Source organism: Alkalibacterium psychrotolerans (assembly GCF_054784355.1).
Genome location: NZ_BAAGPH010000014.1, coordinates 1 through 24,570 on the forward strand (window position 1 = coordinate 1; position 24,570 = coordinate 24,570).

A 24,570-nucleotide genomic window follows, 5' to 3' on the forward strand; every position below is an offset into this window, starting at 1 on the left:
CTGAGCCAGGATCAAACTCTCGTTTTAAGTTTGAAAAGCTCATTTAAAAATTGTGAGTTAACTGTGTTAACTCGTTGTGTTGTCTTGATTCAATCAGATTGAACCGAAGACACCTGCACATTTGGTTATTTCTACTTTGTTCAGTTTTCAAAGATCTATCTCATTCGTTTGTCGTTACCGCGTTTAGCAGCAACTCTTATATCATACCATCGTTTTGATTCGCTGTCAACTCTTTTTTAAATCTTTTTAAAATTTAAATTTTGTTGGCTGCGTCTCTCGTTCAAACGACAACTACTTAAGTATATCTTGTTTCCAATTTAATGTCAACAACTATTTTTAAGTTATTTTGTCCTGCATAACTGTGTTTTGCAGCAACGAGATTAATAATATCATCTATCCGATAATAGGTCAATGGTTTTCGACAATTAATTTCCATCTTTTTGTTTCGTCGGTGGGAAATGCCTATTCTATGCACTTTAGCTAATTAAGGTGGCTGAAGTTTAACTCAACTTCGCCCTTATAGATGCAGCAGTTTTCCTAATAACTCTTTGAACGCTCACCATTTATCTAGTTCATTCTACTTTTCATCTTAAATATAATATAATCTCTTGTTAAGTACTCACTATATAATAACCAGAGAAATTCTGTTTCTTCTATAGTATTTTTTTCATTTCAGATGTAATTCTCTTGTCAATCATTCACGAGTGCTATATAGCCTACGGCTTTTCTAATTCCACAGACTGCTCATGCAGTCATACTGTTTTGCGTGATCTCATCTAAAATGAATTTTTTTGAGAAAGTAATCATTCTTATATAGAAACAAAAAATCCATAACCCTAAATCAGGTTATGGATCACTATTTATACCGGCGGCCGGAGTCGAACCGGCACGCCCTAATGGGCACTGGATTTTGAGTCCAGCGTGTCTACCAATTCCACCACGCCGGCATTATAATAAAAAAGATAAGGCGGTAACCGGATTTGAACCGGTGATGAAGGTTTTGCAGACCTCTGCCTTACCACTTGGCTATACCGCCATAACTATTAAAATAATTACTGGGCTACTAGGATTCGAACCTAGGAATGACGGGATCAAAACCCGCTGCCTTACCGCTTGGCTATAGCCCAATAAAGGGCGACTGATGGGGATCGAACCCACGAATGCCGAGACCACAACCCGGTGCGTTAACCACTTCGCCACAATCGCCATAATTTACATTAAATAGTATAGCATAATCATTAATCTTTTTCACTATCTATTTTGTCTTACACAGGGGTAGCAGGAGTCGAACCCACATCGATGGTTTTGGAGACCATAGTTTTACCATTAAACTATACCCCTATTAAATGGAGGGAGTAGGATTCGAACCTACGAACCCGAAGGAGCGGATTTACAGTCCGCCGCGTTTAGCCACTTCGCTATCCCTCCGCTATTTCATGGCGCTGGACAGAGTCGAACTGCCGACACACGGAGCTTCAATCCGTTGCTCTACCAACTGAGCTACAGCGCCTAAAAAAAACGGTCCCGACGGGAATCGAACCCGCGATCTCCTGCGTGACAGGCAGGCGTGATAACCGCTACACTACGGGACCTCACTTTAAACTATTTAATTGTGAGCTTTCCTCACATCGCGCTCCACTTCGTTACGCGTACTCTACCTGTAAGTCGCTAAAGCAACAACAGTTAGAGCAAATTGCGGGGGCAGGACTCGAACCTGCGACCTCCGGGTTATGAGCCCGACGAGCTGCCAACTGCTCTACCCCGCGATAATATAAAATGACAACCATTTAAATCGGAGACACGACGGTCTGAAGACCGCGTGTACTGAGCTTGTAAGCTTCTAAATAAGCAACTACAAACCTTAAATCGGACACACGGCAGCCTAAAGGCTGCGTGTATCATGGTTGTACGTTGCTGAAGCAACTACAACCATGACAAAGGAGGATGTGGGATTCGAACCCACGCGCGCTTTTACACGCCTGACGGTTTTCAAGACCGTTCCCTTAAGCCGGACTTGGGTAATCCTCCGACAAATAACTATTCAGTTATTATGACCCCTACGGGATTCGAACCCGTGTTACCGCCGTGAAAGGGCGGTGTCTTAACCGCTTGACCAAGGGGCCTGAATATAATGGGCCTAAATGGACTCGAACCATCGACCTCACGCTTATCAGGCGTGCGCTCTAACCAGCTGAGCTATAGGCCCTAAAAATATTGCTTATACATCGCTGTATAAAAGCGGGTGAGGAGAATCGAACTCCCGACATCAGCTTGGAAGGCTGGGGTTTTACCACTAAACTACACCCGCATAAAACGGTCCCGACGGGAATCGAACCCGCGATCTCCTGCGTGACAGGCAGGCGTGATAACCGCTACACTACGGGACCTCACTTTTAAATCCTTTAGTTGTGACACGGCAGCCTAAGGGCTGCGTGTACTATGCCTGTAAGCTTCTAAAGAAGCAACAATCATAGCAATTGAGCTACGGCAAGCTAAAGCTTGCGTATACCATATCTGTACGTAACTAAAGTTACTACAGCTATGGCAATTGCGGAGGCAGGACTCGAACCTGCGACCTCCGGGTTATGAGCCCGACGAGCTGCCAACTGCTCTACTCCGCGATAATATAAAATGACAACCATTAAATACGAAACACAGCAGCCCAAGGGCTGCGTGTACCATGTCTGTAATCGCTAAAGCTTCAACAGACATGGCAATGGACCTTGCAGGACTCGAACCTGCGACCGAACGGTTATGAGCCGTTTGCTCTAACCAACTGAGCTAAAGGTCCTTCGATCCTTAAATTATAGCGGCGGAGGGAATCGAACCCACGACCTCACGGGTATGAACCGTACGCTCTAGCCAGCTGAGCTACACCGCCATTTTATTGCAATCGGGAAGACAGGATTCGAACCTGCGACCCCCTGGTCCCAAACCAGGTGCTCTACCAAGCTGAGCTACTTCCCGCAAATAAAATGCACCCTAGAGGAGTCGAACCTCTAACCGCCTGATTCGTAGTCAGGTACTCTATCCAATTGAGCTAAGGGTGCGACATAATAAAAATACCGAGGGCCGGAGTCGAACCGGCACGGAGAAAACTCTCCGCAGGATTTTAAGTCCTGTGCGTCTACCAATTCCGCCACCCCGGCAAGAGTGATATTGGAACAATTGAGCTTTATTAAGCGGAAGACGGGATTCGAACCCGCGACCCCCACCTTGGCAAGGTGATGTTCTACCACTGAACTACTTCCGCAGTTAAGCAGAAAATTCTGCTGTGAAGCAAATGCCGGCTAAAGGATTTGAACCCTCGACCCACTGATTACAAATCAGTTGCTCTACCAACTGAGCTAAGCCGGCTGTTGCAAGTCAAGCTTGCAATGCGGATGGAGGGACTTGAACCCCCACGCCGTGAAGCGCTAGATCCTAAATCTAGTGCGTCTGCCAATTCCGCCACATCCGCATATATAAGAACCTGTCTTATATATGAGCCGTACAGGATTCGAACCTGTGACCCTCTGATTAAAAGTCAGATGCTCTACCAACTGAGCTAACGGCTCTTCGTGCGATGGAGGTTAACGGGCTCGAACCGCTGACCCTCTGCTTGTAAGGCAGATGCTCTCCCAACTGAGCTAAACCTCCATTTAAAACTGCATAGCGACGTCCTGCTTTCACAAAGGGAAACCCTTCACTATCCTCGGCGCTGAGAAGCTTAACGGCTGTGTTCGGAATGGGAACAGGTGGAACCTTCTCGCCTTAATCACTATACAGTTTGTTGCAACTACTTACTGCAGCAACTCTTATATCATACTAATTACTGCAGCAGTTGTCAACAACTTTTTTCTTTTTTATTTTGTTTTTTTATTCGCTTAACCTACTCTTCTTCTCCCCAATGTCTGGATATAAAACCAGCGCGACCTGATCCTACGTTGTACCGCTTGTAATGGGCTGATTCTTTCTTGTAAAAATCCTGATGATAGCCTTCAGCCGGGTAGAAAGGTTGGGCTTCTTCTATTTCAGTTACAATCGGCGCATTAAAGCGGCCACTTTCTTCCAGACGTTTTTTTGATGCTTCTGCTGTCTGCTTCTGTTCCTCGCTGTTATAAAAGATAACTGGTCTGTATGAGTCCCCTCTGTCCGCAAACTGTCCGCCTGCATCTGTAGGGTCAGTTTGTTTCCAATATATCTCTACTAATTCCTCATACGGCATCTGACTTGGATCAAATGTAATTTCTACAGCTTCTGTGTGTCCTGTCTTACCAGATGTAACTTGTCTGTAGGTTGGATTTTCAACGTGTCCGCCTGTGTATCCTGAAACCACACTGTGTATACCGGGAAGGGAATCAAAAGGTTTCACCATACACCAGAAACATCCTCCTGCAAAAATCGCTTTCTCTAGCTGAACCATACTTTTACCTCCTTGTCTATTTACAAGCATCTAAATAATCTGTCTTCACGTCTGATTTTATCATATATAAACCACATTAAAAGAATAAGGACTCACCCGTATGGCAAGTCCTTATATTTAGCATTTAATTTTTTCACCTTATGGTATTAACGGATTTCAGTTAACCCACCCATGTATGGTACTAATGCATCCGGCACCTTAATACTTCCATCAGCCTGCTGGTAGTTTTCAAGTATAGCAGCGACGGTTCTTCCGACAGCGACACCTGAACCGTTCAGCGTATGCACGTAATCAATTTTTCCGTCTTCTTCTCGGCGGTATCTGATCATTGCCCGTCTAGCCTGGAATGCTTCAGTGTTTGAGCATGAACTGATCTCACGGTAAGTATTCTGGGTTGGAATCCACACTTCCAAGTCATAGGTTTTAGCTGCAGCAAAGCCGGTGTCCCCTGTAGACAGGAGCACAACACGGTATGGCAAGTTCAGTTTCTGTAAAATAGCTTCTGCATTTTTCGTCATTTTCTCCAGTTCATCATAAGAATCTTCCGGCTTCGCAAATTTAACCATCTCAACTTTATTGAACTGGTGCAAACGAATCAGCCCTCTGGTATCTCTTCCAGCACTGCCGGCTTCAGATCTGAAAGATGGGGACAAAGCAGTGAAATACTTCGGCAAGTCTGACTCTTCCAGTATCTCATTCTGATAATAGTTCGTCAGCGGGACTTCGGCTGTCGGAATTAACGTCAAAGGATGACCTTGAATCTGGAATACATCCTCTTTGAACTTAGGAAATTGACCCGTACCATAAAGAGCATCATCATTTGCCAAATAAGGCGGGATGACTTCTTCGTAGCCATGTTCAGATGTGTGCAGGTCCAGCATAAAGTTATATAAGGCACGTTCTAAACGAGCGCCCAGTCCTTTATAGAACAGAAAACGGCTGCGGGCAACTTTTGCGCCTCTTTCAAAATCAAGAATTTTCAGATCCGTTCCCAGGTCCCAATGCGGTTTTGGTTCAAAGTCAAAGGCTTTAACCTCGCCCCATTTACGTACTTCTTCGTTAGCATCCTCGTCTTCTCCAACAGGTATGGATGGGTGCGGGAGATTTGGCAGACCTGATGCAATGGCTGTAGTCTTTTCCTCGATTTCTTCCAGTTCATTATCAATCGCTTTAATGTCAGACCCAACTTGTTTCATCGCGGCTATGGCATCATCTGCGTTCTCTTTGTTTCGCTTTTTCTTGGCGATTTCTTCTGAAGTCTGGTTACGCTCTTTTTTCAGCTTTTCTGATTTTTGAATGAGCTCTCTGCGCTTTTCGTCCCATTCTTTGAGGTTATCCAATTCTTGAGAATCCACTCCACGGGTGAGCAAACGTTCTTTAACCTGGTCAAAATCATTACGAATCAGTTTAATATCTATCATTACTATTCCTTCTTTCTCTATTTATGTATAAAAAAACAGCCTCTCATCCCTGGACAAAGGGACGAAAGACTGTTTTCGCGGTACCACCCTGATTCAAAAAGACACTTCTTTTTGCACTCAAACAGGGTAACGGTCTGTACCGAAATAACTTCATTAATTGTTTCGTTATTTATACTATGACGATGGATTCAGGAAGGTACTGCATCAGTTTTCACCAGCCACTGACTCTCTAAAGCTGCACGCTTCTTTACTAGTCCGTCTCTTTTGTTGTATTTAATTTGTTCTTATAGTTTACCTTATGTGAACTGTATAAATCAACTGTTACTCTTAATTAGAAGCGGTCACTTAATCCACTGAAAAAGTCTCTCAGCCAGTTGGTCATGACGGTTACGAAGCCGGCACGCTCAATTGATTCTGCTGCGGCTACTTTGATTGTATCTGGTGTTTCGCCGTTGGCAAATTCAATGTCGTCAAGGTTATCTACAACTAAAACACCCAGGTTTTCTCCAATTGAAACCGGAGCCTCTACCTGGCCATCCTGATTAACCTTATCTTCATCAGGAACAAAAGTATAGCTGAACTGATCCATATCTGTTCCTTCCGGCAGGTACAGCTCCAGTGATTCCGTCGTTACTAAAGAAACGTCTTCTTCAATCCCATTACGGACTGAGAGGTTGTGTTCATTGTCCAGATTCATTTCTTTTTCAATGATGGATTCAAAGGTGAACTGATCAAAGCCGTAATCAAATAATTTTGATGTTTCTTCAAAACGCAGGCCGCGATCCGAGAAGCCGTCTCCCGCTCCCATCACAACGGAAACAAGTCGTCTGCCGTCGGATTCAGCTGTACCGGCAAAGGTTGCACCCGCAATTTGAGTGGTTCCTGTTTTCAGACCATCTACATCCATACGCTCATGGGTCAAGCCTTCAAGCATCCAGTTCCAGTTCATCATTCCAATAGCGTCAGATGTGCCTTCTCTGAACGTTTTAGTTGGAACACTTGCTGTATCCAGAACTTCCGGGTAATCCGCGATTAAGCGCTGGGATACGATAGCTATATCTTTAGCTGACATATAGTTTTCAGCATCTTCATCACTTCCGGAGTAGTGGTTCCCCATTAGAAAGGAATTGTTCAAGCCTGTTGTGTTGTACAGTTCATAGTCGGTAATGCCCCATGACTCGACAAGTTCACGCATGCGGTCCACAAAAGCTTCTTCTGACCCTTCCATTTCTTCCGCCAGCGCAATAGTCGAACCATTGGCTGAATAGATAGCCAATGACTCATACAGCTCCTGCACAGTATAGGTTTCGCCTAGACGCAAAGGTACATTGGACAAGGCATAGTTCTGGCTGATGTTATGGGCATATTCACTGATGGTAATTTCTGTGTCCCAGTCAATGTTTCCTTCTTCAATTTCTTCAAAAAGAATGTATTCTACCAGCATTTTAGTCATGGATGCAATGCCGCGCTGATCTTCAGCATTTTGGTTGTATAAAATTTGAGAGGTATCAAAGTCAATTAAGATGGCAGATTCTGCTTCGACTTCCAAATCTGTTTCTTCAGCAAAAGCTGCAGTCGTTCCAAAAAACGGAAGAGCTAGCGAAGCAACAAGCGAGCTTTTAAGTAATTTTTTCCAGTTTATTATGTTCATGTAAAGTACTCCTAATTCGTGATGGTTTTAGCCTTTTTAGGCCTTTTCGGTTATTTTTAATCAACATGTTTTATACTACTCTTTCACTATTGAAAATACAACCACCTGACTGAATTATTCATATTTTAGACATTCAATTGCAACAAATCGATGCATCAAAAAAATGAGAAGAGCTTACCGCTTCTCATTTTTTTGATGCTCTTAAATTAATAGGCAGCCTAACGTTAAAATTAGTCCAGCCATTTTCCACCGATGCAGTGATTTTTCCCCCATGCAGTTCTACGATACTCTGGGCAATGGCCAGCCCAAGTCCTGTGCCGGCTGTGTCCTGTGAACGTGACGCTTCAGCCCGATAAAAGCGTTCAAAGAGCTGTTCAATTGCCTCTTCCGGCAAGGTTTCACCATTGTTACTGACGGAAACTACCACACAATCCTCTTGTTTTTCTGCCTTGATTTTTATCAAGGTGCCGCCTTTGCCGTATTTTAAAGCATTGGACAACAGATTATGAAAGACCCGCACAATCTTTTCCGTATCCCCGTTCATCATCAGAGGGACAGAAGGAATCTGCGTCTGAATCTCCCGGCCTTTCTTCCGCGCCTCCAGTTCAAGATCTATCGCCATCTGCTCAATCAGCTGTCCCATGTCAAATGTGATACAGTCTAGAGGCGTCGTGGTCTGCCTGACCGTCGTGTATTCAAACAAATCATCAACCAGTGCCTTCATCTGTTTAGCCTTTTTATAAGCCGTGTGAACATAGTCTGCCGCTTCATTGGTTGAGGAAAACCGCCTTTCTTCAATTAAGCCGAGGTAGCCGATAATTGAAGTCAACGGGGTACGTATATCGTGACTAACATTGGTGATCAGTTCATCTTTACTTTGCTCAATCCGTCTTTCTTCTTCCATCGCCTCAACTGTGGAATCCACCAGGACATGTATACTGTCCACGACTTTTCCTATGTCCCCGCTGTAGTTCCCCCTGATTCGGTGCGTGTAGTTACCCTGCGCAATGTAGTGCAGTTCTTTAATAATATGCTGTAGCTCATACTGATGGTAGCGTCTTTTCAGGCGCCAGTAAATAGCCACTCCAGCTACTATCAAAAGAAAGATGAAGACTAGCGGGGTCAGCCCCCATAATTCCTGCGTGCGAATATCTTCAATTACATTTCCGAAAAACCAGAATTCACCGAACACCTCAGGAAAAGTCGTAACCACCCAACGGAAGATTTCGTATACGGCAAAATAGCACAGGAAAATGATGCCTGCAGTAATGACTGCCTCAATTGCCAGACGCATGCGTTCTCTAAATGTCAGTTGCACCTTGATTCCTCACTTCCATCAACTTTCAATTTTATAGCCGACACCCCAGACTGTCTTTACGACATTCTCGCCACCGGTAGCTTTTTCAATCTTATCTCTTAAGTGACTCACATGGACCATAACGGTTTTGGCCGGGACGAGGCTTTCCTGTTTCCACACTTTTTCAAAAATATCATCTGCACTGAAGACTCTGTTCGGATTGGTTGCCAGCAAATACAGTATGCCAAATTCAAGAGCGGTCAGCTGTATCTCTTTCCCGTCAATCGTCTTGACCTGATGTTCATCCTTACGAATAATCAGCGGCCCAATTTCCAGTTCACCTGATTCAGCCTCCTTGACACCATACCCGCTTCTTCTCATCAGCGACTTGACTCTGGCAAGCACTTCAAGGGGATTGAATGGCTTGACGACATAGTCATCTGCCCCCCGTGTCAGTCCGCGTATCTTATCGACATCCGCAGTCTTCGCACTCAGCATCAGAATTGGAAGGGACGAGTCTTTTCTAATTTCGTTGACCACTTCCAATCCGCTTTTTTTAGGCATCATCACATCGAGAATCAGACAGTCGATGTCCAGGTGTTTTACCTTGTTCAATACTTCCTGGCCATCGTAGGCTTTTTCCACTTCAAAACCTTCATTTTTAATGTATATTTCAAGTAAATCACAAATTTCCTTGTCGTCGTCTGCTACCAGTATCCGCATAATCTCCCACCTTCTTCTTTAGTCTTCTTTATTTTATCATGTTTAAAGATAGATGCAGCTTAAGAATTGGTTAAGTGTCCCTTCAAAATACATTTAAATAGACTTATCACTTTGACAAACTTCACTCTTTTGCCTGTTTTGTTTAGTTCGCAAAACTAAACTACACGTTTTACTGCTTAGCAGAGACTACTGTACAGTTCAGCTGCTGCTTGATAGCTGAAACTATACCCAGTGGACAGTTCAGAAGATTCTTTTCACTCAAACTACATCTTTTTTCCAAATTCTTTAGTTTAATATTCCAACCACCCAAAAATCACTTCTATAAAGAAAAAAAGCAGAGAACTCTCTGCTTTTTCCTATCAGCCATTCAAGAGGCCGTCCATTGTTTTGGAAACAAGCTCAGGCGCTACTTCAAAGCTGTACTGCTTGTGAAGCCGTTCAGTGAATTTATGCGAGTCTTTCCCGAACGGACCAATGTCACACACTGGCAGCCCGAGGCTCTGCATGTCTTCCAGAGGGAGCTTGTATTTGGTTCCGAATCCCGGCATATTATCCACCAGTGCCCCGACTTCGTCATGCTTGTCCGGTGCCGACGCATAGCTCAGGTCAGATATATACGGAAAGAACTTTTTATATACCAGCGAGTAGTCCGATTCAGTCGAGTCGACGGCTTGAGAAACGGCATTAAGGAGACGCTTCTCTTTCGTCGTCTCTCCTTTAACGTAAATATGCGGATAGTAAGGCGGTGTAAAGTAGACGACAATGACGGGTTCCTGGTTCTTCCACATCGTCTGCAGCAGTTCCACTTCTTTTAACGCATATTCTCTTTCGTCAATCGAATCATCCAGCAGCCATTTCTGCTTGGCCCGGTTCAGCTTCTTCAGCACCCCGTTCCCCTGTTCATCAATGACTCGTTCTTTTAACTCGTGATAAGTCAGTACTTTCGCTTCATAGGGATATGGTTCATACTGACGCCCTGTTAAGGTACAGTAATTGCGGTAATGCCCATTCAGCTGATTTAACACGGCTTCAAATGCTTCCGTTCCGGTCTGCTTCATTTTTTCCATAACCACATCAGGCGTCTGTGTGTGAGTGGCATAATTATAAAAGACATGAGCAGATTTGGCCGTTTGAACAGAATACTCCGGCTTCAAGTCCCGCTGCTTCAGACTCATTGGCGGAAGAGTACTTTCCCCTTCAACCGTATCGCAGAAATCGGTATTCAAATTAATTCGACTGGTCAGTTCTGCTGCCAGCTGATTAGGATCAAGCCCCTTGAAGGCCTCCCCGACATGCGTTTCTTTCCCTACGATATAAAAGGAAGGCATTAGTTTTCCTACCGTACCGATGTAAACATACTTTTTCTCATCGCCTGGGTATTCGGACGTCATGTAATCTGTGTTGATAAGGGCGGTTAAATCCAAATTCTTTTCGTCTCTCAAGCGGGTGATTTCTGGCACACATGAGCGCATACCGGCTGAGTTAGCTTCTTCATCACAGACAGCCGCAAAGAGAATGTTCCCGCTGAAATCATCCAACTGACTTTCTATCTCCTCCATCAGTGTCATGATAATGGCATCGCCCGTTTTCATATCAAACAAACCGCGACCAAAGAGGTACTCCCCCGATTCCAGATCCTCTCGAGCCTCTTTAGGCAGCAAATGTTTTCTTTCTTTTAATTTTTCAGTCAATTCGTAAGGTAAATGAGCGTAATGCTTCAAATCACCGTAATCTGATATTCCAACGGTATCGGTGTGCCCGATTAAGACAACAGTTTTGTTGTTAGTTGGATCTTTTTTCCCACGAAGCAAGGCGATGACACTTTTTCGGTCCCATTTATCATTGGGTACCGGTACAAAAAATAAATCGTCCGGATTTTCCTCAAAGTAAGTCATCTGCTGGAAAAAATGATGAACTTTCTCTGTAGCCAGCTGCTCTTCGACGGTTTCGGTCACACTTCTCTGTCTAGTTAAATCGACAGCCAGCTCTTCTATGCGTTCTGCACGTTTAGATTTGTTTGTACTGCTTATTTCTTCACTCATTTATCCGGTTACCTCTTCCATTATATGATACACATAGTGTTCGTCTTTGTATTTTCGGCTAGCCAGGACTGTCGCCTGTTCTTTCTCAGAAAGCTGACCAGAGTGAATCAGTTGCCTTTCGCCCTGAAGCCCCACCTCATAAACGGTCAATTGACCGGACTCGATTTCGAGAATATATTCACTCGCTTTTTCAGTGAAATCCTGCTTGGCTTTTCTTTTTACAGATAGTATCGTTCTGGCCATACCTTTCCAGCTCAACCTTTGGAGCCGGTATGCCGAAAACGTTAATTGCTCACTCATTTAAGCTGCTCACTTTCCTGAACAAATTGTTTAGCGGTTCATCGTTGCGCTACTCGCGCTTGCCTTTTAGATTTTCGTCATACCGAGGGCAACTGCCACGAACATCTGCACACCTGTGCTGAATGCCTCTTCGTCCATTCCAAATTTCGGATGGTGATGGGGGTATTCCATATCTTTTTCAGCATTACCTACACCTATAAAAGCATACGTACTTGGGACAAGCTCTGAGAAGGCTGAAAAGTCTTCCCCGCCCATAGCCAATGGAAATTCAAAGACAGCATCCTGAAAATGCTTCGTTGCAATCGCTCGGACCTGATTAGTCTTCTCGTCATCGTTGAGAACTGAACTGTACCCTTTTGTATAGGTATACTCGTAAGCAGCTCCGTAGACATCACAGACGTTTTTGATAACTTTCTCAATTTTGTCTTCAGCCATTAATCGTGTGTCCGGATCTATCGACCGGACACTTCCGGCCAACTCTGCTGTATCCGGAATAATATTTTTAGCTGAACCGGCATGGAAATTTGTTGTAGAAATAACCAGCGAATCAAGCGGTGAGGTTACCCGTGACACGAGCGTCTGCAGCTGACTGATGATCTGTGCCCCAATCATGACTGGGTCAATAGAGTTTTCCGGTTGTGAAGCATGCCCACCTCTTCCTTTGATAATGACATCAAAGGTATCAGAATTAGCAGTAACTGGGCCGTTCAGGATCCCGATTTTCCCCGTCGGAATAGGTGTAAACAGATGCTGGCCGTATATGAAATCGAGATCATCAAACAGACCCGTTTCCACCATCTCGACAGCACCACCCGGAGGGGTTTCTTCTGCATGCTGGAAAATAAGGTAGATTTCTCCGTGCAACTCTTCTTTTTCTCCAGCCAGCACTTTGGCTGCACCCAGTAGAATAGACGCATGCCCATCGTGCCCACAGGCATGCATGACTCCATCGTTTTCGGACACAAAATCAATGTCGCTTCGTTCTTCATTTATTGGCAAGGCATCAATATCTGCACGCAAACCGATTTTCTTACCCGGTTTGCCTCCTTTGATAATGCCCAGTACACTTGTTTCAGTCGGACGCTGAATCTCAATCTGTCCAATTTCTTTCAACTGGTCTTCAATATAGGCACTCGTCCAATATTCTTCAAAAGACAATTCCGGATTCTTATGCATGGTCCGTCTCCAGTTCAGCACATCAGACATAACGTTATGAATTTTTTCTTCCATTACTGTTTTCATTACAGTCATCCTTTTCTCTATGTTAGTACATAATTACACTAAATTTTAAGTCGGGAATATTTATAGCTTGTATACAGTTAAGATTGATTTACTGGGTAAGCATAAAAGACGAAGCGGTCAGGAGCGCTTCCTAGGTAACTGAACGGGTAGCAGGTCGACACAACCAGCACTTCCTCACCCATTTCACGAACAACAGACGTATCATCTGCCGATACAATTTCGGTGTGCCTGATTTCATAGGTGTACTCTCCATAAGGCATTTCCACTATGAATTCATCGCCAATTTCAAGTTCAGCAAAGTTACGGAATACCGTGTCCCGGTGACCGGATAAAATAATCTGTTCTCCCTGCCCCGGAAAAACGGTGCTGGACATGTGCCCGACCCCCATATCCAGCGCGTCCGGGTCAGTCCCTTCCACTATCCCTATGCTTCGGTCAATTTTCGGAACATGAAGAATGCCGATCGCTTCATGCATGATCGGACTGAAGTTATCGATTATCTGCTGGTTGTTTTCTTCTGTTTCAGTTTCCGTATCTGTTCTCATTGTCTGAATTGCCTGTTCCGCCTCAGCGATGGTGACGCTTTGTGTCTGATTCTGCTGATAAAGTGTGTAACCGAACCAGAACAGCACGGCCACTCCAAATGCAATCAGGCCATTCGCTAGCCATTTCATTTACACTCCCCCTGACATATGTATAAACAGGGAAAAGCGAAGAGTCAAAATCTCTTCGCTTCCCTTTTAAATTATTATAAGTTTACCTTATTTTTCCTTGTGAAGAAAGTGCCGCCCTCTCTCTGATGCTTTAATCTTGACTTTTTAAATACTAATTAAGCTCTATTCACCTGCTTAATTAATCCATCATAGTTTAATTTCTTCCACGTCCTCTTCCAGGATGATTTTCATGCACCGGGTGTTCTCTGTCTTGTCTTCCAGGGTGCTCTGGATGTACAGGATGTGATCTATCCGGTCTGCCTGGTGTTTCTGGTTTCCCTGGCACTTCAGGTTTTCCAGGTACATCAGGTTCTTCCTCTTCATCATTAACATTCATAACAAGCGTCACGTTTCCGAATACAGAAGGATCCTGCCAGCCTTGTCCAGTCGTATCATTCCAAGCTGCCACACCATGACGTTCTCCGTTTCTTGCATCATTGATCTGAACATCAAAGCCTAGTGTATGACCTGTTTCTGGTGTAACATCTTTCCAAGGAATAGCCATTTCAACTACATAGCCTGAGTTGGTCAAGCGCGTAGCTGAGTTAAAACCTTCGCTGTAACGAGAAGGGTTGAAGGTTGCGTCGTTTTCAAAGTTAACACGGTACTGGCCTACACCTTCGACGTAACTGGTCGTTTCTTCTCCCGTTTCATTGACAAAAGCTTCTACTGAATCCTGCTCGTGAGCAGCTTCTGCTGACTTGTCCAGATTTCCATCAGTTACCTGGAACAGGACATAAAGATTTTGTTCATCCCATAGTACTCTTGCCGTTCCACTCGCGCCTATCTCATGTGCCTGCTGCATGCGATTCATGTTGAGTACTGGCGCCTCAGCCCAAACCTCATCAATCTCGGCATCAATTTCCGGTGTGCCATAAACAGCATACCCTTCATTTGCTGTTGCATCTTGAAGCGGATTTTCTTCCAGGAAGCCGTCCGGGTCAATGACTGCATAATACGCAGGTTTTGCTCTCAGGCTGCCGTCAAACAGTACTGGGTAACGCTCTGAACGCCAGCTGCTTGCATCGTCCAAGCCCCAGAAAGTTACTCTATCAATGGAATCTGAGTGCTCGCGGAAAATCTGGAACAGTCTTGCGTATACTTGTGCTTGTCTCATCAGTTCTGAATCCAGGTTTTCAGCTGATACGCCTTCATTTAAAGTAACATCCAGTTCTGTAATACCAATTTCAATATCAAGCTGTTCAAAGCGTTCAATGGACTGCTTAACATTTTCAGGGTTGATGTTGATATTGTAATGACCCTGCATACCCAAGCCGGAAATCAGCTTGCGGTCGTCATCAGGATTTTCAGCGGCATACTGTTCATTTATTTCTTTTACCATATAGTACATTGTTCGAGCCTTGCCCTGGACATGATCATTGTAGTCATTATAGTAGAGAACCATGTCGTGCCAGCCGTTTTCATCCGCTACTTGACGGGCATAAGAGAAGGCTTCATAAATATAGTCATCTCCAATAGCACGAAGCCAGCCTGTATTACGCAGGTTGTGTCTCCACTCTTCCGGATTTTCCCATCCGCCGGCCAGTGCTTCATTCACAACGTCCCAGCTTCTAATTTCTCCAAAGTTTTCCATAACGGTTCTAATGTGTGTGCGCATATTTTCAAGCGCTTCTTCTCTGGACAGGGATTCTCCATTTTCAGTATGGTGCCAGTCCGGTGACTGTGAGTGCCAGACTAGAACATGACCATGCAAATCAAGATTTTCTTCGTTCACTCGTTCAATCAGTGAGTTGACGCCAGTGAAATCAAACTCACGGCCGTCATAAACTGCATCAGGTTTCATAGCATTTTCAGCTGTGACCAAATCGTGATGATGTGTGAGCAAATCGACACGTGGGCTTTCCACATCCGGCGAAGATACAATATTTCCTATCGTAAAGTGATCAGCATAAACATCTTTTAGAGGAGTCAAGTCCAGCTCCACATCAATTGGATCAGACTCCACCAGCTCGAAGTTTACATCATCAACATAAAAGTCCAGATTTGTATTGCTGGATTCCACATAAATAGATACGAAACCATCAGCTAAAGTAGTATAGCGACGTTCGCCTCTGATTTCCACCCAGCCATCATCAGCATTTAATGTCGCACTGGCAATATTGCCGTAAGTTGGAGAGGCATCCCCAATCTGAGTGGACAAAGTGATGGTTTGAGACGAGCTCTCATCAACTTTCACCCATGCAGATACTTCATAGGTTTCTCCCGGACTGATAAAAGGCGTGACTTCCAGCTCCGGTCCGTGCCAGTTGTCCTGACGGTTAGAAACGTGCAGACTGTACTGTCCATCTTCAGTATGATTCGCTTCATCTGTTATGACCAAGCTTTCGGTACCACTTCGTCCTGCAAAGCCACCGAACTCCTGATCTTCAAAATCAATTAGAGAAAAATCTTCAGCATCATAGTCCTCAGGAGGATCTACTTGATTGTCAGCAGTAATCAGCACATCCGTGATGGCAAATCCCATCCCAGCTCCAGCAGAATTGGTTTTTATACGGAATGCCCGATCATTAGTTAAATCTGCTGAATAAGACGCTTCAAGTTCGAATACTCCGTGAGAAGCATCGGGATTCGTCAACCACGTATACCCATCTACGGTTTCGATATTGATAGAGGCACCCTCTGGAATTTCTTCGTCTGAATCTATATAGCCTGTTACATATATTGAGTAATCAGTCCCATCTTCGATACCTAGTTGATTAAAAAGAAGATCTATTCCATCGTAATCATTCGTTCTGTCAGTGACCCATACGCCACTTTCATTTTCTCCAGCAATTTCAAAGTCAGTGAACCATTCCAGAACGGCGTCACCACTTTGAATTAATGCGGCATCATTAGCCGGGTCCTGTGAAAAATCATTATGGTATACAACTGTTCTATCCGAATCTGCTGTGGAACCTCCTGATTCCTGAGCCGTTATTGTAGAAGCCGAGGCTACAACAGGAGCGACAAGCAAGGCACTAAGCAGCCCATTTGCAACTTTTAACTTTTTACGATTATCCATTCGTTTCCTCCTTAGTCTTTTAACGCTTCACAACTGAATGCTCATTATGTAATGAGACAGTGAGACTAGACGACAAAAAACAGTGTTCCTCCTTTCTCAACACATCCAAAAAACTATAAACACTATCTGCATTAATCTTACTTTTATAGAAAAGCGTTTACAATAGTTAATTTGTTTATAAAACAAATTAACATGAAAGTACTACCTATTCTGTCACACTTGTAATGTTTACGTAACATAAGAGCTTTTTTTTGCCAGTTCGTTTAAAAAAGCCACGGCATCAGGCCGTGGCTTTCTCAATCCATTGTTCAATTGTCTGAATCGTCTGGGCTCCTGAAAGCCGTGATTGGTACATGCCGTTATGAAAAAGAAGCACTGCAGGAGTGCTCTGAATACCAAAAGCCGTTGACCAGTCAGGGTAATCCATCGCCTTCACTTCCGCTAGCGCCAGTCTTGAGGTATCCTTTTCTTCTATAGTATTCAATGTCCGTTTCATTATCTTACAGGGCCCACAGAAGTCACTCGTAAAATGCACGAGCACTATTTGTCTACTATTCATTATTTCCGAAAAATTCTCTTCTGTCAATTCTACCTTCATCGCTTCGCTCACTTCACTGGTTAGTCAGTTTCTTCATTATGCTTTACTGTCATGCCTGATCCGATGTATGTTTCTTTCTTACTGTCGGGGTTTCTTTTCAGCGTAAAATGATCGGGCACTTTATCTACGCCGCCTTCGGCAAATGGGTTGCAGCGTATAATCCGCGAGGCACCCATCAATAATCCTTTTGCTGCGCCATGCTTTTCCAGGGCCTGAACAGTATAGTGAGAACAGGTTGGATAATAGCGGCAGCTGGGCGGAAACAAGGGGGATATGATTTTCTGATATGCTTTGACGACGGCCAGCAGTATTTTTTTCATCTCGGGAATCTCCTTTACTCTCACTTCTTTGATAGTATAGCAAACATACTTACTTTTTAAAAGTGTGTAGACAACAAAATCCCCCGACTTCAAGTCGAGGGATTGAATCCTTTTATTCGGCGATTAAAATATCATCTACTGTCCGCGTGACATAACGGGCACCTTTAATTGCTGAAAACTGGCGGTCACCATTTACTCTAAACATATCCTGGGCCACGATTGTCTCCATCGCTGTCTGAACGGTTTCAGCATCCAGATTCAGTTTAGGCTGGTCAATGGAAATTACTTTGTTCTTTCCTTCTTCTGTTGCAAAGCGCAATTCAAGTTTCATGCTCATAGTTTGTTTTCTCCTTTTCAGTTAGATTAGATTGAGTAACGGTATTCTTCTATTAACAGGGCGTGTGAAACAGGTAATTCAGATACTGTATCCAATGCCTGGGTGAATGCGGTCACCTGTCCGTCCGATACAAGATGATTCGCTCCAGCAAAACTGCGACGAATGAACTTTTCATTTGCTGCATCGTCCAAGAAAACATCCACTTTACTTCCTGACCATTCTTTTTCCATTATTATTTCCTCCTTTAATCTGTTTGTAAGGTGATCACTGCTTACACCCTTAATAACGAACCACAGATTAAAAGTGTTACCCTAATCAGGAAATAATTAAAAAAAACTCCAAAAAGTCTGACCCTTTTGAAGTTTCGTACCTTTTCATTTTACAGAAATCTCAGTAAAGCTAATCAATGACAAGCATGTCCTGTTCATCAAACTGCCAGCTGTCAGCGTAAGCTACTTCCCAGTAATAGCCGTCCAGGTCCTGAAAGTAACCGCTATAGCCACCCCATTCGACCATCTGTGGTTCTTTGACTACTTTACCGCCTGCCTCGACAACTTGCTGCATCAGGTCGTCAACTGCTTCTTTACTTTTCATGTTGCAGGCCAGCGTAATACCCGAAAACCCACTCGTGTGTATTTCAGGCGGCTGTGTTTCGCTGATGTCTCTGGCGAGTTCTTCTATCGGAAATAGCTCAATCTTGCTCCCCTGGTTATTGAAAAAGACTATCGGAGGATTGGTTCCCCTCTCTGGCGTCTGAAAGCCAAGTGCTTTATAGAAAACAAGGGCTTTCTCCATATTTTTGACTCCTAGACAAACCAAGTTTAACCTGTTCATGCCTTCTCCCCTTTTCTGATTGTCTTATTAATCTCCTCATAACAGCTGCACGTCGTTTCATGGTCATTAACTAAGCCTGCTGACTGCATATAAGCATAGCAGATAGTCGGGCCGACAAACTTGAAGCCGTCTTTTTTCATCTGCTTGCTCATCTGACGGCTGATTTCCGTCTCACTTGGTACTTCTTCATGATGCTCCCAGGTGTTGATGATTGAATCGCCTTCGACAAACTGCCAGATATAAGAAGAAAAACTCCCTTCTCTTTCTTTTACTTCTAAATAGGCTTTAGCATTACTTATAATACTCTTGATTTTCAGCCGATTTCTGATGATGCCCTCATTAGTCATCAATTCTTCAATTTTATCAGCAGAATAGCCCGCAATAATTTCCGGATCAATGAAATCAAAAGCCTGCCTGAAATTTTCTCTTTTTTTCAGAATCGTCAGCCAGCTTAGTCCCGCCTGCTGCCCTTCCAGACAGAGCAGTTCAAACAGTTTTCGATCATCTTTAAGCGGACGCCCCCACTCCTTGTCATGGTAATCAATATAGATTGGGTCAGTCGTGACCCACTCGCATCGTTTAGTCATTTGGTTCCCCCACTTCCTACTTCTTATTTTACCTTTTGACCAATAAAAAACCACCCAGACACGTTTGATAACCAGGTAATGGAACCTTAATTCTCAAAACTATAGGTGTCATTAGGCTGTTTTTTCATTTCATAATAGGAAAATGCAGCAATAAAAGCCAGATAAATAATCAGCGTCAGCACATAGGCAACAAAGGTATACAACCTGAAGCCCGTACCAATCATGATGACTTCTACACTCATAGTGAGTACCATCGGAATGGTAATTTTAGCCGTATCTGCCTTGAACTCCTGTTTAATTTCTTCCCATGTTCTCTCATCTGTATCTTCTTTTTGTGTCCCGAATAAATAATCAGAAGCTGCCTCACCAATTTCCCAGGCTCCATAAGCCAGCAAAATATAAGCAAATAGTCCGTCATCATTGATATGCAGAAAGAGAGAAATGACACCCGCCAGAAATAATGCTACTCCTGTATAGGCTGTTTTTTTAGTCTCTCTTGTCATAGTACCCTTCTCCTTTAACTTTTTGTTTCCATTCTCTATACTAAGGTATAGAGTAACTCTATAGTCAAGGAGGAAATGGTTATGTCTGAAAAAGATGTCCTTTTATCAACTGGACAGTTCGCTGATTTAGTTGGGGTGTCAAAACACACACTGTTTTTTTACGACGAGAAAGATATTTTCAAGCCTGCAAAAGTGAAGCCGAATGGTTACCGCTATTACGCCATTCACCAAGTGGAAACTTTCTCAGTTATCACTGCACTAAAAGACACCGGCATGACACTGGAAGACATTCATGATTATCTCGCACGTCGCTCCCCGAAAGGCTTCTCTGAGTTACTGGAAGAAGAATCCAGTAAGCTGTTAGCTAAAATACAGCGATTAACTGATCTGCAGCGAGCAATGGAAGAGAAAAAGACGCTCACTTTAAAAGCACTCGAGCAGCCTTTGAATAAGACTTCTACAGAAACCTATCCAAAGCGCTACTTTCATCGGACAGAGATTGCTGATGTAATGGACTCCAGAATTTATTATCACGCTTACCAAAAACACTACACAGCTTTAAAAGAGCAATTCGGTTACTTGTCCTGGCTTGAAGGACTACTGGTGCCGACTGAAGATATCCGTTCAGACGCAAAGAGCTACCGGGGCTATATCTATACCGAAGTGATGCACGAAGAACACAGTAATATTCAGCTCGAAGGCGGCAAGTACCTTACCCTTTACACCCAGGGAGATGACCAAGACGTTTACACTAGTCTGCTCTCCCTGCTTGAGTATGCCAAAGGGAACGGGTATACCGTGGGCGACTACTTTTTCGAAGATCTAGTTTTAGATGAATTATCTATTAAAGAACATGACCATTATGTATATAAATTGTCTCTACAGGTTGTCTAAAGCGTCTCTTTTGTTAAAAATGCGATGTGGAGAGCGGAGAGGTCGACTCAGCTACTTTTACCATGCTGAGTTGACCCGCCTGACCTTTAGTGGGTCGACTCGGCTACTTCTATTACGCTGAGTTGACTAGCCTGACTCACAGTGGGTCGACTCGGCTACTTCTATTACGCTGAGTTGACTAGCCTGACTCACAGTGGGTCGACTCAGCTACTTTTACCATGCTGAGTTGACTAGCCTGCTTCATAGCGGGTCCTCTCGGTTACTTCTATCACGCCGAGTTGGCTAGCCTGGCTCACAGTGGGTCGACTCACCTAACCTCTCCCTCTCAGATGACCCGCTTGGCCTTTAGTAAGCCGTAAAACACCAAAGCACTCCTTAAAATAGAAAAAACCTGTTTCTTCCAAAAAGTCTATTAGTGGAAGAAACAGGTTTTATTCGAATTATTCTGGTGCAGCCTGAGTGCTCATGAAACGTTCCAGGAACTCTTTCAGACGCGGTGATTTCGGATGGAACAGTATTTCAGATGGCGGGCCATCTTCTACTATTTTACCTCCATCGAAAAAGGCTATGCGGTCAGCCACTTCTCTCGCGAAATCCATCTCATGCGTAATCAGCAGCATGGAGGTGTCGCCTTCGTCGGCAATCCCTTTAATAACATCCAGCACCTCTCCGACCAGTTCCGGATCTAAAGCGGACGTGGGCTCGTCAAAAATCAGTACTTTCGGCTGCATGACAAGGGCGCGGGCGATGGCCACACGCTGCTTCTGTCCACCAGAGAGTTGAGAAGGATAGGTATCTGCTTTATCGAGCAGTCCAACTTTGTCCAGCATTTCCTTACCTGCTTTAGTTGCTTCTTTCTTGTCAATCCCTTTCACGGTTACCGGAGCTTCAATAATATTCTCCAGCACTGTCATGTGTGGGAATAAGTGGAAGTGCTGAAACACCATGCCAATATTGGAACGTACTTTTCTCAAGTGCTCCGTGCTGGCGGGTTTCAATTCACCATTCTCACCTTCTTCGTGCCAAAGGTAGTCCCCTTCGACTTCAATGGTTCCGTCGGTAATTTCCTCAAGCGTCATCAGCAGACGGGCAAAGGTTGTCTTACCTGATCCGGAAGGACCTACTAAAGCTACCTTTTCTCCTGGCTTAATTTCAAAATCAATTTCATCAAGAACCTGCAGGTCGTCAAAATACTTTGTTACTTTGTTATACCGTACTATTGGTTCAGTCATCTTTGTTCTCCTCTCTATTCATAACGTGCAGCCATTCTATTTTCAAGTTGTCTTAGAGCAATGGACGCCGGATAACTCAAGATAAGGAACAGAACACCGACAATAGTCAATGGTTCTGTGTATCTGAATGTCCCTGCTCCAATATTCTGGGCCGTCTGCAAAATTTCAACTAAGGTAATCGCTGAAAGCAGTGGCGTTTCTTTAAACATCGTAATAAAGTAATTTCCGATTACCGGCAGTACAGGCGGAATAGCCTGTGGCAGAATGATTCGGGTCCATGTTTTCTTCTTAGTGAAGTTTAGTGCCGTTGCCACTTCCCACTGGCCGGGTCCAACCGATTCTATCCCACTTCGGTACACTTCGGATAAATATGTGCTGTAGTGCAGACCCAGACCGATGACACCCGCAGTAAAGGGTTCAAGTGATAAACCGAATGTCGGAAAGACGTAGAAAATAAAGTAGAGCTGAACCAACAGTGGTGTGTTACGGATAAACTTTACAACGCCGTCAGCTGAATAGGAAATCCATTTATTTTTTGAACGAATCAATAGTGTCCAGACCAAGCCAACCACGAGAGCCAGTAAAAAGCCGACTAACGTAGCTGCTATGGTAATCCACAGGGCCGAAGCAATATCCGGCAGCACTTCCAGGGCATAATTCCAATCCCACATAATTTCTACATCCTCCCTTCTGTCATTTTACGTTCCAATACTTTCATGCCTTTTGTCATTGGCCATGCAATAACAAAGTAAATGATAAGTAAGGCTGTAAAGATTTGTGTCGTCTGAAGCGTGGTCGCATTCAGTACGTTCGCTTGATAAGTCAGATCTGTTAATGTAATCAAGGCAACTAAAGATGTACTTTTAAACAACTCAATAAGCTGGTTACCCAAATTCGGAAGCATAAGAATAAATGCCTGAGGCAGGATTATTCGTTTCATCCGCTGATAGCGAGTGAAATTAAGTGCGATACTGGCCTCTATTTGACCTTCGTCTACTGATTGAATCCCACTTCGTACAACTTCAGAGGTATAAGCTCCAAAGTTCAGACCGATGGCTAAAACCGCTGCGGTCATTGCCGACATGGTGATGCCGAACATTGGCAGAACAAAGTAAATCCAGAACAACTGTACAAGCAATGATGTTCCTCGAAATACTTCAACATAAATAGCGACGATAAAACGTATCACTTTATTTTTTGACAGCCTCATTAATCCGCCAATAAAACCGAGAACGAGTGCTAATATGGCCGCAAGAACCGTGGTCAGTAAGGTAATAACTAGGCCCTGGCCGAGCATGGAGGCGATTAGTTCCCAAAAACTCATCTGGTGCCACTTCCTTTCCTATATATAGTCCATTTAAATTGCATCTTCAACCGTTGCGTCTCCCGGCAAATCTTCCTCTGTAAAACCAAATTCCTCGATTATTTCAAGCAGTTCCCCGGATTCTTTAAGGTTTTCCAGTTCTTCGTTAAATGCAGCAATGAAATCATCATCGGTATCTCTGAATACCGTTGCACCGTAGTTAATGACTTCCTCGCCATCGATAACCGGCTGAGAAAAATCATCGACTCGCTCGATTGAGTCATCCGCTGCTGTGTCTAAAATAGACTGCAGAGATGGTCCGGTTGCTGTAATGACATCTGCACGACCAGCCTGAAGAGCAGCCAGCGCTGAAGGCATGTCCGGCACAGTGACGATTCGTCCTTCAGGGACCCCGACGTCAAGCAGAAAATCATACTCGACTGTTCCGGAAGGGACTGCTACTATAGCCTCATCATTGTCTGCAATATCTTCATAGGAATGAAGATGCAGCGGATTTCCCGCTTCAACAGCTATTGCCTGTCCGATTGTGTACTCGGGATTGGCAAACTGAATGTGGTCAGCAGAAGCTCTTCCTGGGGTAATAAACATACCGGCTGTAACCATATCAAACCGCTCTGCCTGCAGACCAGGAATCAACGAGGCAAATTCCGTCAGGACGCCATTCATTTCTGTGACGCCAAGGTTTTCCATTATACGTCTGGCAATCTCAACGGATGATCCAGTCAGTTCACCTTCGGCAGTCTGGTAAGCGTATGGCTGCTCATTGGCAAAGCCGACGGTCACTTCCCCTTCTCTCTGAACCCGTTCCAGAGTTGTCTCTTCCTGATCTCCTCCAAACAGCTGGCAGCCGCTCAAAATAACTAGTATAGGGAGAAAGAGTGCAGTCAGAATTCCCTTTTTCATATTTTTCTTCATTAATAATGTCCTCCTATTCTTATTACTGATTGAATTCGTCGTTTCGTTCCCTCATGCTGATCACTTGTGAACCACTTACCTAAGTGAACCAATTTCATAACTAACTTTTTAAAAAAGGAAACACTCGTCTAATTTCAAAATGACTATTTTTTAAAAATTACACGGCTATTTCTTTTCTGTTCTTTCTCTCAGCTAACCGTTGGTTTGCAT

At 44.0% G+C, this 24,570-nt stretch carries 22 protein-coding genes, 25 tRNA genes, 1 rRNA gene and 1 other annotated feature; of the genes, 1 reads left to right on the plus strand and 47 read right to left on the minus strand.

What is annotated here, in order from left to right:
* Positions 1 to 863: 863 nt before the first annotated feature.
* The 43 genes from ACYVLS_RS02085 to ACYVLS_RS02295 form a co-directional block, all read right to left on the minus strand.
* Positions 864 to 947, minus strand: a tRNA-Leu gene (locus tag ACYVLS_RS02085).
* Positions 948 to 965: 18 nt separating this feature from the next.
* Positions 966 to 1,036, minus strand: a tRNA-Cys gene (locus ACYVLS_RS02090).
* 19 nt (positions 1,037 to 1,055) lie between these two features.
* Positions 1,056 to 1,127, minus strand: a tRNA-Gln gene (locus ACYVLS_RS02095).
* 6 nt (positions 1,128 to 1,133) lie between these two features.
* Positions 1,134 to 1,206 (minus strand) — tRNA-His (locus tag ACYVLS_RS02100).
* A 64-nt stretch (positions 1,207 to 1,270) separates the two neighbouring features.
* Positions 1,271 to 1,341 (minus strand) — tRNA-Trp (locus ACYVLS_RS02105).
* Positions 1,342 to 1,347: 6 nt separating this feature from the next.
* Positions 1,348 to 1,428, minus strand: a tRNA-Tyr gene (locus ACYVLS_RS02110).
* A gap of 9 nt (positions 1,429 to 1,437) precedes the next feature.
* Positions 1,438 to 1,510 (minus strand) — tRNA-Phe (locus ACYVLS_RS02115).
* 9 nt (positions 1,511 to 1,519) lie between these two features.
* Positions 1,520 to 1,592, minus strand: a tRNA-Asp gene (locus ACYVLS_RS02120).
* Positions 1,593 to 1,693: 101 nt separating this feature from the next.
* Positions 1,694 to 1,766: transfer RNA gene (locus ACYVLS_RS02125), tRNA-Met, on the minus strand.
* 172 nt (positions 1,767 to 1,938) lie between these two features.
* Positions 1,939 to 2,028, minus strand: a tRNA-Ser gene (locus ACYVLS_RS02130).
* Between the two features lie 23 nt (positions 2,029 to 2,051).
* Positions 2,052 to 2,123 (minus strand) — tRNA-Glu (locus ACYVLS_RS02135).
* Between the two features lie 9 nt (positions 2,124 to 2,132).
* Positions 2,133 to 2,206: transfer RNA gene (locus ACYVLS_RS02140), tRNA-Ile, on the minus strand.
* A gap of 31 nt (positions 2,207 to 2,237) precedes the next feature.
* A tRNA-Gly gene (locus tag ACYVLS_RS02145) sits at positions 2,238 to 2,308 on the minus strand.
* A 6-nt stretch (positions 2,309 to 2,314) separates the two neighbouring features.
* Positions 2,315 to 2,387, minus strand: a tRNA-Asp gene (locus tag ACYVLS_RS02150).
* Between the two features lie 161 nt (positions 2,388 to 2,548).
* A tRNA-Met gene (locus ACYVLS_RS02155) sits at positions 2,549 to 2,621 on the minus strand.
* Between the two features lie 96 nt (positions 2,622 to 2,717).
* Positions 2,718 to 2,791 (minus strand) — tRNA-Ile (locus ACYVLS_RS02160).
* Between the two features lie 16 nt (positions 2,792 to 2,807).
* A tRNA-Met gene (locus ACYVLS_RS02165) sits at positions 2,808 to 2,881 on the minus strand.
* 12 nt (positions 2,882 to 2,893) lie between these two features.
* Positions 2,894 to 2,967 (minus strand) — tRNA-Pro (locus tag ACYVLS_RS02170).
* A 9-nt stretch (positions 2,968 to 2,976) separates the two neighbouring features.
* Positions 2,977 to 3,050, minus strand: a tRNA-Arg gene (locus ACYVLS_RS02175).
* A gap of 13 nt (positions 3,051 to 3,063) precedes the next feature.
* A tRNA-Leu gene (locus ACYVLS_RS02180) sits at positions 3,064 to 3,149 on the minus strand.
* 32 nt (positions 3,150 to 3,181) lie between these two features.
* A tRNA-Gly gene (locus ACYVLS_RS02185) sits at positions 3,182 to 3,253 on the minus strand.
* A gap of 31 nt (positions 3,254 to 3,284) precedes the next feature.
* Positions 3,285 to 3,357, minus strand: a tRNA-Thr gene (locus ACYVLS_RS02190).
* Positions 3,358 to 3,378: 21 nt separating this feature from the next.
* Positions 3,379 to 3,460: transfer RNA gene (locus tag ACYVLS_RS02195), tRNA-Leu, on the minus strand.
* 24 nt (positions 3,461 to 3,484) lie between these two features.
* Positions 3,485 to 3,557, minus strand: a tRNA-Lys gene (locus tag ACYVLS_RS02200).
* Between the two features lie 9 nt (positions 3,558 to 3,566).
* Positions 3,567 to 3,639: transfer RNA gene (locus ACYVLS_RS02205), tRNA-Val, on the minus strand.
* Positions 3,640 to 3,649: 10 nt separating this feature from the next.
* Positions 3,650 to 3,765: ribosomal RNA gene (rrf, locus tag ACYVLS_RS02210) — 5S ribosomal RNA — on the minus strand.
* A 106-nt stretch (positions 3,766 to 3,871) separates the two neighbouring features.
* Positions 3,872 to 4,405 (minus strand): peptide-methionine (S)-S-oxide reductase MsrA, encoded by a 534-nt coding sequence (gene msrA / locus ACYVLS_RS02215; RefSeq protein WP_460320708.1) that lies wholly within the window; start codon positions 4,403 to 4,405, stop codon positions 3,872 to 3,874.
* 146 nt (positions 4,406 to 4,551) lie between these two features.
* Positions 4,552 to 5,826 (minus strand): serine--tRNA ligase, encoded by a 1,275-nt coding sequence (serS, locus tag ACYVLS_RS02220; RefSeq protein WP_460320710.1) that lies wholly within the window; start codon positions 5,824 to 5,826, stop codon positions 4,552 to 4,554.
* A gap of 54 nt (positions 5,827 to 5,880) precedes the next feature.
* Positions 5,881 to 6,100: a binding site (T-box leader), on the minus strand.
* Positions 6,101 to 6,157: 57 nt separating this feature from the next.
* Positions 6,158 to 7,477 (minus strand): serine hydrolase, encoded by a 1,320-nt coding sequence (locus ACYVLS_RS02225; RefSeq protein WP_460320713.1) that lies wholly within the window; start codon positions 7,475 to 7,477, stop codon positions 6,158 to 6,160.
* A 184-nt stretch (positions 7,478 to 7,661) separates the two neighbouring features.
* Positions 7,662 to 8,771: a sensor histidine kinase gene (locus tag ACYVLS_RS02230; RefSeq protein WP_460320757.1), complete on the minus strand. Its 1,110-nt coding sequence runs from the start codon at positions 8,769 to 8,771 to the stop codon at positions 7,662 to 7,664.
* A gap of 42 nt (positions 8,772 to 8,813) precedes the next feature.
* Complete coding sequence (locus ACYVLS_RS02235; RefSeq protein WP_460320716.1) at positions 8,814 to 9,497, minus strand: response regulator transcription factor; 684 nt, start codon at positions 9,495 to 9,497, stop codon at positions 8,814 to 8,816.
* A gap of 359 nt (positions 9,498 to 9,856) precedes the next feature.
* Entirely contained in the window at positions 9,857 to 11,539 is a 1,683-nt protein-coding gene (locus ACYVLS_RS02240; RefSeq protein ID WP_460320719.1) for a M20/M25/M40 family metallo-hydrolase, read from the minus strand.
* Positions 11,540 to 11,839, minus strand: a complete 300-nt coding sequence (locus tag ACYVLS_RS02245) for a hypothetical protein (RefSeq protein ID WP_460320721.1) — start codon at positions 11,837 to 11,839, stop codon at positions 11,540 to 11,542.
* A 66-nt stretch (positions 11,840 to 11,905) separates the two neighbouring features.
* The gene (locus ACYVLS_RS02250) at positions 11,906 to 13,081 is read right to left on the minus strand and encodes an amidohydrolase (RefSeq protein ID WP_460320724.1); all 1,176 of its coding nucleotides are present in this window, start codon (positions 13,079 to 13,081) and stop codon (positions 11,906 to 11,908) included.
* Positions 13,082 to 13,158: 77 nt separating this feature from the next.
* Positions 13,159 to 13,755, minus strand: a complete 597-nt coding sequence (locus ACYVLS_RS02255) for a class D sortase (protein WP_460320727.1) — start codon at positions 13,753 to 13,755, stop codon at positions 13,159 to 13,161.
* A 193-nt stretch (positions 13,756 to 13,948) separates the two neighbouring features.
* Positions 13,949 to 16,816 (minus strand): endo-1,4-beta-xylanase, encoded by a 2,868-nt coding sequence (locus tag ACYVLS_RS02260; RefSeq protein ID WP_460320729.1) that lies wholly within the window; start codon positions 16,814 to 16,816, stop codon positions 13,949 to 13,951.
* Positions 16,817 to 17,096: 280 nt separating this feature from the next.
* The gene (locus ACYVLS_RS02265; RefSeq protein ID WP_460320731.1) at positions 17,097 to 17,414 is read right to left on the minus strand and encodes a thioredoxin family protein; all 318 of its coding nucleotides are present in this window, start codon (positions 17,412 to 17,414) and stop codon (positions 17,097 to 17,099) included.
* Positions 17,415 to 17,434: 20 nt separating this feature from the next.
* The gene (yidD, locus tag ACYVLS_RS02270; RefSeq protein WP_460320734.1) at positions 17,435 to 17,734 is read right to left on the minus strand and encodes a membrane protein insertion efficiency factor YidD; all 300 of its coding nucleotides are present in this window, start codon (positions 17,732 to 17,734) and stop codon (positions 17,435 to 17,437) included.
* 112 nt (positions 17,735 to 17,846) lie between these two features.
* Positions 17,847 to 18,071 carry a DUF2922 domain-containing protein gene (locus ACYVLS_RS02275; RefSeq protein ID WP_460320736.1) on the minus strand — a complete coding sequence of 75 codons (225 nt, stop codon included), beginning with the start codon at positions 18,069 to 18,071 and terminating at the stop codon, positions 17,847 to 17,849.
* Between the two features lie 26 nt (positions 18,072 to 18,097).
* Positions 18,098 to 18,301, minus strand: coding sequence for a DUF1659 domain-containing protein (locus ACYVLS_RS02280; protein ID WP_460320738.1), 204 nt, complete (start codon positions 18,299 to 18,301; stop codon positions 18,098 to 18,100).
* 169 nt (positions 18,302 to 18,470) lie between these two features.
* Entirely contained in the window at positions 18,471 to 18,905 is a 435-nt protein-coding gene (locus tag ACYVLS_RS02285; protein ID WP_460320740.1) for a VOC family protein, read from the minus strand.
* Entirely contained in the window at positions 18,902 to 19,492 is a 591-nt protein-coding gene (locus ACYVLS_RS02290) for a DNA-3-methyladenine glycosylase I (RefSeq protein WP_460320742.1), read from the minus strand. The genes ACYVLS_RS02285 and ACYVLS_RS02290 overlap by 4 nt, the downstream gene beginning before the upstream one ends.
* An 86-nt stretch (positions 19,493 to 19,578) precedes the next feature.
* Positions 19,579 to 19,995: a hypothetical protein gene (locus ACYVLS_RS02295; RefSeq protein ID WP_460320744.1), complete on the minus strand. Its 417-nt coding sequence runs from the start codon at positions 19,993 to 19,995 to the stop codon at positions 19,579 to 19,581.
* Positions 19,996 to 20,076: 81 nt separating this feature from the next.
* Between ACYVLS_RS02295 and ACYVLS_RS02300 the strand changes: the two genes are divergently transcribed.
* Positions 20,077 to 20,889 (plus strand): MerR family transcriptional regulator, encoded by an 813-nt coding sequence (locus ACYVLS_RS02300; protein WP_460320746.1) that lies wholly within the window; start codon positions 20,077 to 20,079, stop codon positions 20,887 to 20,889.
* A gap of 440 nt (positions 20,890 to 21,329) precedes the next feature.
* Here ACYVLS_RS02300 and ehuA read toward each other — a convergent pair whose 3' ends face one another.
* From ehuA to ehuB, 4 genes are read right to left on the minus strand one after another with little or no spacing between them, the layout of a single operon-like run.
* Positions 21,330 to 22,121: an ectoine/hydroxyectoine ABC transporter ATP-binding protein EhuA gene (ehuA, locus tag ACYVLS_RS02305; RefSeq protein ID WP_460320749.1), complete on the minus strand. Its 792-nt coding sequence runs from the start codon at positions 22,119 to 22,121 to the stop codon at positions 21,330 to 21,332.
* 14 nt (positions 22,122 to 22,135) lie between these two features.
* On the minus strand, positions 22,136 to 22,792 hold the full coding sequence (gene ehuD, locus ACYVLS_RS02310) for an ectoine/hydroxyectoine ABC transporter permease subunit EhuD (RefSeq protein WP_460320751.1): 657 nt from the start codon (positions 22,790 to 22,792) through the stop codon (positions 22,136 to 22,138).
* A gap of 5 nt (positions 22,793 to 22,797) precedes the next feature.
* Positions 22,798 to 23,445, minus strand: a complete 648-nt coding sequence (ehuC, locus tag ACYVLS_RS02315) for an ectoine/hydroxyectoine ABC transporter permease subunit EhuC (RefSeq protein WP_460320753.1) — start codon at positions 23,443 to 23,445, stop codon at positions 22,798 to 22,800.
* A gap of 33 nt (positions 23,446 to 23,478) precedes the next feature.
* Positions 23,479 to 24,360: an ectoine/hydroxyectoine ABC transporter substrate-binding protein EhuB gene (ehuB, locus tag ACYVLS_RS02320; protein ID WP_460320755.1), complete on the minus strand. Its 882-nt coding sequence runs from the start codon at positions 24,358 to 24,360 to the stop codon at positions 23,479 to 23,481.
* Between the last annotated feature and the right edge of the window lie 210 nt (positions 24,361 to 24,570).